Source organism: Streptomyces sp. SID4985 (assembly GCF_009863025.1).
In the GTDB taxonomy this organism is placed as follows: domain Bacteria; phylum Actinomycetota; class Actinomycetes; order Streptomycetales; family Streptomycetaceae; genus Streptomyces.
Genome location: NZ_WWIR01000424.1, coordinates 22,456 through 31,370 on the forward strand (window position 1 = coordinate 22,456; position 8,915 = coordinate 31,370).

The 8,915-nt window shown below is 71.5% G+C and carries 7 protein-coding genes; 2 read left to right on the plus strand and 5 right to left on the minus strand.

Annotated features, from left to right (window positions below; all coding sequences use genetic code 11):
* Entirely contained in the window at positions 1-957 is a 957-nt protein-coding gene (locus GTW40_RS18595) for a hypothetical protein (RefSeq protein WP_202486087.1), read from the minus strand.
* Complete coding sequence (locus tag GTW40_RS18600) at positions 954-2,672, minus strand: stealth family protein (protein ID WP_161181325.1); 1,719 nt, start codon at positions 2,670-2,672, stop codon at positions 954-956. Before GTW40_RS18600 ends, GTW40_RS18595 begins: the two co-directional genes overlap by 4 nt.
* 663 nt (positions 2,673-3,335) lie before the next feature.
* Between GTW40_RS18600 and GTW40_RS18605 the strand changes: the two genes are divergently transcribed.
* Positions 3,336-4,424: an LCP family protein gene (locus tag GTW40_RS18605; RefSeq protein WP_161181326.1), complete on the plus strand. Its 1,089-nt coding sequence runs from the start codon at positions 3,336-3,338 to the stop codon at positions 4,422-4,424.
* Between the two features lie 51 nt (positions 4,425-4,475).
* On the opposite strand, the gene GTW40_RS18610 is transcribed toward GTW40_RS18605, so the two are convergent.
* Complete coding sequence (locus tag GTW40_RS18610; RefSeq protein WP_161181327.1) at positions 4,476-5,492, minus strand: hypothetical protein; 1,017 nt, start codon at positions 5,490-5,492, stop codon at positions 4,476-4,478.
* Positions 5,493-5,564: 72 nt separating this feature from the next.
* On the opposite strand from GTW40_RS18610, the gene GTW40_RS18615 reads away from it, so the two are divergent.
* On the plus strand, positions 5,565-5,957 hold the full coding sequence (locus GTW40_RS18615; protein WP_161181328.1) for an NYN domain-containing protein: 393 nt from the start codon (positions 5,565-5,567) through the stop codon (positions 5,955-5,957).
* Positions 5,958-5,997: 40 nt separating this feature from the next.
* On the opposite strand, the gene GTW40_RS18620 is transcribed toward GTW40_RS18615, so the two are convergent.
* Together GTW40_RS18620 and GTW40_RS18625 are read right to left on the minus strand one after the other, a co-directional pair.
* Complete coding sequence (locus tag GTW40_RS18620) at positions 5,998-7,527, minus strand: amino acid permease (protein WP_161181329.1); 1,530 nt, start codon at positions 7,525-7,527, stop codon at positions 5,998-6,000.
* Positions 7,528-7,703: 176 nt separating this feature from the next.
* Positions 7,704-8,915 (minus strand): transketolase C-terminal domain-containing protein (locus GTW40_RS18625; RefSeq protein ID WP_272919019.1); only part of this gene is annotated, 1,212 nt, incomplete at its 5' end.

The window sequence follows — 8,915 nt, forward strand, 5'->3', positions numbered from 1 at the left end:
TCAGCCTGCCTCGGGCATGCGCGTGCAGGTCACCCGGAGATTCCCTGCGGGGGTGTAGCGCGGTTGGACGATCATGGTGGTGAGCCCCGGCGGGGTGACGGCGAGCCTGCGGACGGCGAAGACGCGCAGCGGATTGCGCACGTCGTGCAGTCGGCGCCCCAGGCGCAGCGACCTGCCGGTGGCGTCGCGCAGCTGGACGTCCCAGTGTTCCGGCCGGACACCACGGGGCGCCATCTCGCCCAGGGGCACCTCGACGCGGAGGATGTCGGGCCCGAGGGCGGTGACGGCCCGCTCGACGGTGCGTCCGGAGGCCGTGAACTCGGCCCACGGCGCCTCGAACCGGGTACCCAGCACCCGGAAGTCGACGGTGAGTCCCGAATGTTCGAGGTGCACCTTGGCCACCTCGACGGCGGCACGGGCGTCGGCGCTGACCACGCGGACGCTGCCGCGCACCGAGCGGCCGATGCGGTGGCGTTCGCCCGTCACCGGGGACGCCTCCATCGGCTTGGTGGGTCCGGCGTAGGGCACCGGCGGTTCCACCAGCAGCAGCGACAGCGTGCGCGTGCGCCGTCCGGTGCGGACCCGCAGCCTCACGCGCCAGCGTCCGGTGCCGATGGGCAGCCCGCCGACCCCGGCGCCCAGCAGGACGGCGGCGTCTACGAAGGTCTCCCCCTCGGTGCCCCGGTAGACGCGGGCCTCGGTGGGGTGACTGTGCCGGCCGCGGCTCAGGACGATCTCCGCCTGCTCGGGCAGTCCGGCCGAGGCCGGCAGCTGGACGTGCAGGTTCACGGTCTGGCCGTCGAGGATGCCTGCGTAGCGGACCTGCGCGGCACGCCTGCGAAGCGGGATCAGGAAGCCCATCAGCCGGGCGCGCAGGAGGACGGCACGGGGACGCAGACGGCGCGGGACCGCGCTCGCGCGCCGGGTGACGGCCGAGGTCTTGTGGCGGAGCGTCATGACTCGGTGTTCCCCAGTTCTCCCCTGCGGGCCGCACCGCGGAGCGGCGCGGCCTCGGAGGCAGCCTCGGGGGCGGCCTCGAAAGGACTGGGGACCGGGAAGTAGGAGTCCAGGAAGGTGGAGACCATGCGAGCCTGCGCTTCGGGATCGGCGGCGGTGACGGTGTCGTTCATGCAGAAGGTGTCGAAGTTGCGGCGTGCCAGGAGGTTGTTGAGGCGCCGCTGGGCCAGTTCGTCGGCCAGGTCGACGTAGAGGTACCGGATGTCGCCGACGGTGGCGCGTGCCGAGCCGTAGGCGTAGTAGTGGTGCAGCGACGAGGCGATCGGCACGTCTGTGGGCGAGCGGAAGCGTGAATGCTGGGTCACGCGGTGGGCCTTGCCGTACACGTGCTCCATCTCCGCGAGGACGCTGCGCCGGAGCGCGTGCGGAGTGTGCTTCATCTTCTGGGAGATGACCGTGCCGAACTGCTGGGCGATCAGGCCCCGGCTGTTCTTGCCCGCCGCGTTGACGGGGAGGTCGTCCGAGCTGGCGCCCCCGGACGGGATCAGCGCCTTCGACTGGAAGAACTTGGTCAGCCCGTTGGGGTGGAAGAAGGTGCCCGGCGACACGGGACGCCCGAAGAACACGTCGTCGTTGAGGTAGAGGAAGTGTTCCGCCAGGTCCTCGATGTGGTGCAACTGGCTTTCGATGGCATGGGAGTTGAACGTCGGAAGCGCGTCCGGGTCGGAGAAGATCTCCCGGTGGTCCACCACGCGGATGCCGGGAAAGTCCGTACGCAGCCACGACGGCACCTGACCGGCCGTGACCAGGAAGATGTTGCGCACCCACGGGGCGTACTGGTGGAGCGACCGCAGCGAGTACTTCAGCTCGTCCCGGCTGGTGAACCGGGCGTCGTTGGCCGCCTGCTCGTGCAGTACGTCGCCCCGGCCCGCCGCGAGCTGCCTGCGGGCCGCGTCCCTGCGCGCACGCCACAGCGGGTCCGAATCGTCGACCCAGGTGTAGACGACGTCGATCGGGAAGAGGTGGTCGTCGGGCAGCGCTGCGAGGAACTCGGGGAGGGTACGGGTACGGCCGGTCATGTAGGGGCCGGGCACCGTGCTGAAACGTTTCTGCCCCGCCCAGCACCTCCCCGCGTCCACCGGGATCTCGGTCACCACCTTGTTGGGGCGCGGCGCCACGAGCTTGCCGTCGACCTCGTCCCAGAACTCGATGTCGCAGCCGGACTCGCCGCCGAACACCAGCTTTCCGGTGGGATCGCAGACCACCCAGGCCAGCCGCAGCACGCTCTGCCCGCGCAGCGCACGCCAGCTCGTCGCCGAACCGCCCGGCCGCAGCCGCAGCGGGGACGCCGTCCCGACGTACCCCGGATAGCGGGCGCAGGCGGCCTGCAGGAGTTCCTCGAACCGTCCGCGCCACCGGGCGGGAATCGCCACGCACGGCACCCGCGGCGAACCGGTGCCGCGGACACAGAAGTAGTCCATCCCGGCCTCTTCCAGGAAGGAGACGAGGAGATGGAGGTTGCGCGCCCGCGCGGCCCACTCCGTGGCGCCGTCCACCTCCACGGCCTGGAGGTGCTTGCCGGCCACCCGTACGACGCGCCGGACATCGTCGGCGGTGCCCTCCTCGCCCCGGCGACGGCCGCTCATCGCGCGGACCACGGCCGCGGACCGGACGGCGTCGGCCGTGGCAAAGGACCGCTTCACCGAAGTACGCATGGGGGTGGGGACCTTCTGAACGATCCAGCGCCGGGCCCCCGCCGGCACGACAGATCGATATGTCGACACAAGTGCGCTTGCCTCAGGATTGTTCAGGCTCACCCGACGTCCACACCATCCAACTCGAAGTCCGGAGTCGACCACCCGGACAGCAACTCCATCCCGAACCGGGGCCCGTCGCCCCCCACACCGCGGTCGCCCGAGCCGTCGGCCACGCCCTCACCCGAGGCATGCCCGAACCCCGCGTTCACAGGGCGGGCGGAACAGTCGGGACCACACGGTCAACCGAATCCGGCGCGCCCCATCGCACGCGGCGTCAGCGCGGGACCGACCCGTCCCGCCGAACGGAATCAGGTCCGATGGACCGGGACCCCGCCCTCCCCAGCACGCCGGAACAGCAGAGAGCGCATCACGACGAGACACCCCCTTCGATCCGAAGATATTGAGTCGTCACATAATATGCACGCCGCGTGCACCTTATGACCACGCATTGGTCATCTCCCCCTGCGTGACCGACGACCGCACCAGCTTCGCATGTACGACCTACACAGACATGCCATGTGATCTACATCATTGCCGTACAACGTCCGTCGCGGCTGGTCGGTCTGTCCGAGCACTCACCACGAAATCGCCCTGGCATGAGCAGACGAGGACAGCGACTTCATGACAACTCCCAAGGCCGAGGCACCCGCCGCTCCGCCCCGGACGCCCGAGAGTGACGCGCCCCGCCGTCGGCGCCGTACCGGCCGGTGGATCCTGCTCACGCTGGCGGTGCTCGTCCTGGCAGGCGCCGGCAGCGGCTACTGGCTCTACGACAGCCTCGACTCCAACATCAAGGGCGTCGACCTCGACCGGGCCATCGGTGACAACCGGCCGGAGAAGCTGCCGACCTCGGGGCAGAACCTGCTCGTGCTCGGCTCCGACTCGCGCTCCGGCGCCAACGCGGCGCTGCACACCGGCAATGTCTCCGGCGCCCGGTCCGACACCGCGCTGGTGATCCACATACCCGAGGGCCGGAAGAAGGCCGTCGCGATCAGCATCCCGCGCGACACCCTCGTGACCCGGCCCGAGTGCACGACCCGGAGCGGCAAGCAGCTGCCCTCCGCCCGCCGCGTCATGTTCAACTCGGTCTACTCGGTGGCCGGTCCGGCCTGTGTGGTCAAGACCGTCGAGCAGATGTCGGGCGTACGGCTCGACCACTTCGTGGAGATCGACTTCGCCGGCTTCCAGGGGCTCGTGGACGCGATAGGCGGCGTGCCCGTCACCGTGGACCGCGACATCCACGACTCCTCCAGCGGCCTCGACCTGAAGGCGGGTACGACCCGGCTGACGGGCACTCAGGCCCTGGAGTTCGTGCGCACCCGGCACGGCATCGGCGACGGCAGCGACCTCGGACGCATCGGCCTCCAGCAGAAGTTCCTGATCTCCCTGCTCTCCGAGATCAAGAAGCAGGACCTGCTCGGCAGCCCCACCAAGGCGTACACCGTCGCCGACAAGCTGACCGAGTCGCTCACGACCGACTCCGGGCTCGACTCCCTCACCAAGCTCGCGGAGTTCAGCCGCAGCATGAACGGCGTCGACCCCGCCACCATGGACACGATCATGCTGCCGGTGCGCTACGACACCCAGGACCCCAACCGGGTCGTGGCCGCCGAGCCGCAGGCCAAGGAGTTGTGGCAGGCCGTGCGCGCCGACAAGGCGATTCCCGAGTCGGCCAGGAAGTCCCCGGCCCGGGGCGGCGACACCCCCTGAGTCCGGCGGGGCTCCACGCGGGCGTGTCCCGGCGCGGAGCCCCGGTCCGCCTCAGACCTCGCGCCACGCCTCCAGCGCGAGCCCCGGCTCGTCCTTGCGGCGGGTCAGCAGCAGGCGTCCGGTGGAGGGGGAGAGCGCGGCCGCGACCGTACGGCCGTACTCGTCCGTCGCCAGCGACACCACCGCGTCCTCGGCCAGGCGCGGGCCCGACTCGGCCCACCAGGCACCGGCCGACTCCAGCTCCGTGGGGTACGCGGCGAACGCCACCCGGTCGTTCGCCGTGCGCTGGGCCAACAGGGTGCAGCCGTGTCCGTCCAGCGTGCAGCGGACGGCGGTCACCGGGCCGGAACTGGCGGCGGGCAGCAGCGCGGCGGGCGGGTCACCGGGGCGCCAGGCGGAGAGGGTGCCGGAGTCGTCGGTGTAGAAGAGGGTCGTCCGCTCCGGGGAGGTGGCCAGGGCGTACAGCGTGCCGGGGCGGACCGGGGTCTCCAGGGCCTCCGTGCGGACCGGGTCGCCGCCCGGCTTCTCCTGGCGCCAGTGCAGGATGCCGCCGGGCACCGCCGCGTACAGCTCGACGAGACCGGACTCCCCCGTGATCGCCGCGAGGCCGTCCTGGACACCGCTGCCCTTGAGGTCCTTCCAGGGCCCCCAGCCGCCCTGCTCCTTCTGGACGGCCATGCTCACCCCGCCGCCGCCGTTGCGGACGAAGACATGGGCGCGGCCCTGGGCGTCCACCGCGACGGCGGGCGTACCGGTGCGGGGGCCCTGCTTGTTGGGGTGGCCGATGGGGACCCAGTCCAGCGCGGCGAGATGCGCGCGGAAGTGGGTGGAGTGCATCAGTTCCGCCGCGCCATGGGCGGCGGGCCGCCACGCGACCAGGTGGGCGTAGCCGTCAGCGCCCTGGCCGACGCCGAGGACGGGGTGGAGTGTCTGTTCGCCGCCCACCCTGCGCGGGTCGGTCCAGCCGCCGCCCGGCAGGCGTTCCGCCCGGCACACGACCGCGTCGCTTGTGGGGTGGTAGACACCGAGCCGCCCGTCGCGGCCGCATATGAGCCAGTCGCCGTTCACAGAATCACCATAAACGGCCCGGTCCGGGCGCTGTCCCGCGCCCCCTCGGCACGGGCGTGGGACGCTGGAGGCATGGACGACGTGCAAGGCAACGCTGACCAGGCAGGCCCTCTCCTCGCGATCGTGGACTGCGCGAACGTCGTCGGTTCACGGCCCGACGGCTGGTGGCGCGACCGCAAGGGCGCCGCCGAGCGGCTGCGGGACCGGCTCGCCACCGACGGACTGCCCGGCCGCACGGACGACGTGGAGATCGTGCTGGTCGTGGAGGGCGCGGCGCGCGGGGTCGAGTCCGTGCCCGGGGTACGGGTGGAGTCGGCCCCCGGCAGCGGCGACGACTGGATCGTGGAGCTGGTCGCCGATGCGGGCGACCGCGACCGTCTGGTGGTCACGGCCGACCGCGAACTGCGGCGCCGGGTGGGCGACTTGGGCGCGGACGTGTCCGGCCCCCGTACGGCACTGGGCTGAGCCCCCGCCCGCGTCGGCACTCACGCGCCCGCGCCCGCGCTCAGTGGGCGCCGCCCGAGGGCTTGTCGCCGCCCGGGGGCTTCTCCCCCGCCGCCTCCCGCTCCCGCACCGCGAGGCGGCTGTGGGTGCGGCCGTAGACGAAGTAGACGACGAAGCCGATCGCCATCCAGATGGCGAAGCGGAGCCAGGTCTCGGTGGGCAGGTTGACCATCAGCCACAGCGAGGCGCACACCGACACGATCGGCAGGACCGGCACCCACGGGGTGCGGAACGCGCGGGGCAGGTCGGGCCGGGTCTTGCGCAGGATGATCACGCTGAGCGCGACGACGACGAAGGCGAACAGCGTGCCGATGTTCACCAGCTCGGCCAGCTCGCTCAGGCTGGTGAAGCCCGCGATGACCGCGATGATCACGCCGAGCAGGATGGTCGGCCGGTGCGGGGTGCGGAAGCGCGGGTGGACGCGGGAGAAGAAGCGGGGCAGCAGTCCGTCCCGGCTCATCGCGAAGAACACCCGGGTCTGGCCGAGCAGCAGGATCATGCACACGGTCGTCAGACCGATCACCGCGCCGAAGCTGATGACACCCGCGAACCAGGGGTGTCCGAGCGCCTTGAAGGCGTCCGAGAGCGGTGCCTCGATCGAGAGTTGGCTGTACTTCTGCATGCCGGTGACCACGATGGACACGGCGACGTAGAGCAAGGTGCAGATGACCAGCGAGCCGAGGATGCCGCGCGGCATGTCCCGCTGCGGATTGCGGGTCTCCTCGGCGGCGGTGGCGACGATGTCGAAGCCGATGAACGCGAAGAACACCACCGACGCGGCGGTGAAGATGCCCATCACCCCGAAGTTGGCCGGGGCCCAGCCGAACATGAGCTGGATGAGCGGCGCGCTGAGGTCGCCGCCCGCCTCGGCCGGCTGGGCCGGAGGGATGAACGGGTCGTAGTTGGAGCCCGTGATGAAGAAGGCGCCGCCGATGATCACGATGAGCACCACGATCACCTTGATCGCGACGACCACGGAGGTGATCCGCGCCGAGAGCTTCATGCCGACCACGAGGACGGCGGTCAGCAGCAGCACCAGCGCGGCCGCGAGGACGTCGAAGCCGAACCCGGTGGCACCGTCCCGCCCCGAGAGGTACGGCGGCAGGGTCGCGCCCCAGCTGTCCAGCAGCGAGCGGATGTAGCCCGACCAGCCGACCGCCACCACCGCCGTGCCCAGCGCGAACTCCAGCACCAGGTCCCAGCCGATGATCCAGGCGGGCAGTTCGCCCAGGGAGGCGTACGCGAAGGTGTACGCGGACCCGGCCACCGGGACCGTGGAGGCGAACTCGGCGTAGCAGAGCGCGGCCAGGCCGCAGACGATGCCGGCCACGACGAAGGACAGCGCGACCGCGGGGCCCGCGTTGTTCTTCGCCACCTGGCCGGTGAGTACGAAGATGCCGGTGCCGATGATGACACCGACGCCGAAGACGGTCAGGTCGAGGGCGGAGAGGGACTTCTTGAGGGAATGCTCCGGTTCCTCCGTGTCCCGGATGGACTGCTCGACGTTCTTCGTCCGGAAGAGCGTGCTCACACGTACCTACCTCCCACGCGCGTCGACCTCGACATGATCGAGAGGGCCGGGGATGCGTGTGCCCGGCACTGGCAGGTTCACGCAAGCGGGCCGGTTCCGCCACCCGGAGAGGGCGGCGGAACCGGCCCGAAGGGTCGGTCCGGGAGCGCGCCTTCCCGCGCGCGCTCTTCTCCCGGCTAGTCGCGCGCGGCCTCCACGGCGGCCGCGCTGTCCTCGAAGCGGCCGTCCAGCTTGGCGACCAGGCCGGTGACCTGACGCGCGATGTCCGGCGCGGTCAGCCCGATCTCGGCCATGACCTCGGCGCGCGAGGCGTGGTCGAGGAAGCGCGGCGGGATGCCGAAGTCGCGCAGCGGCACGTCCACGCCCGCGTCGCGCAGCGCCTGCGCGATCGCGGAGCCGACACCGCCGACGCGGCTGTTGTCCTCCACGGTGACGACGACCCGGTGCTCGTTGGCGAGCGGGGCCATGGCCTCGTCGACCGGCTTGACCCAGCGGGGGTCGACGACGGTGGTGGAGATGCCCTGCTTGTCGAGCAGGTCCGCGATCTCCAGGCACATCGGGGCGAGCGCGCCGACCGAGACCAGGAGCACGTCGGGCCGGTCGGCTCCGGGCTCGCGCAGCACGTCCATGCCGCCGACCTTGCGCAGGGCGGGTACGGCGGGGCCGACGGCGCCCTTGGAGAAGCGGACCACGGTCGGCGCGTCCTCGACGGCGACGGCCTCGCGCAGCTGGGCGCGGACCTGGTCGGCGTCGCGCGGCGCGGCCAGGCGCAGCCCGGGGACGACCTGGAGGATCGACATGTCCCACATGCCGTTGTGGGAGGCGCCGTCGGTGCCGGTGACGCCCGCGCGGTCCAGGACGAAGGTGACACCGCACTTGTGCAGGGCCACGTCCATCAGGACCTGGTCGAAGGCGCGGTTGAGGAAGGTGGCGTAGACGGCGAAGACGGGGTGCACCCCGCCGTGGGCGAGACCGGCCGCCGAGACGGCGCCGTGCTGCTCCGCGATGCCGACGTCGTAGACGCGGTCGGGGAAGCGCTTGGCGAACTTGTCCAGGCCGACCGGCTGGAGCATGGCCGCCGTGATGGCGACGACGTCCTCGCGCTCCTCGCCGAGCTTGACCATCTCCTCGCCGAAGACGGAGGTCCAGTCGGCGCCGGAGGTGGCGATGGGCAGGCCGGTGTCGGGGTGGATCTTGCCGACGGCGTGGAAGCGGTCGGCCTCGTCCTGGAGGGCGGGCTGGTAGCCGCGGCCCTTCTCGGTGAGGCAGTGCACGATGACCGGGCCGCCGAAGCGCTTGGCGCGGGCCAGCGCGGACTCCAGGGCCTCGATGTCGTGGCCGTCGATGGGGCCGACGTACTTCAGGCCCAGGTCCTCGAACATGCCCTG

Bases quoted from the DNA above. Each gene is read 5' to 3' on its own strand.
- GTW40_RS18595 (WP_202486087.1), bottom strand. From the start codon at position 957: ATGACGCTCCGCCACAAGACCTCGGCCGTCACCCGGCGCGCGAGCGCG.
- GTW40_RS18600 (WP_161181325.1), bottom strand. From the start codon at position 2,672: ATGCGTACTTCGGTGAAGCGGTCCTTTGCCACGGCCGACGCCGTCCGG.
- GTW40_RS18605 (WP_161181326.1), top strand. From the start codon at position 3,336: ATGACAACTCCCAAGGCCGAGGCACCCGCCGCTCCGCCCCGGACGCCC.
- GTW40_RS18615 (WP_161181328.1), top strand. From the start codon at position 5,565: ATGGACGACGTGCAAGGCAACGCTGACCAGGCAGGCCCTCTCCTCGCG.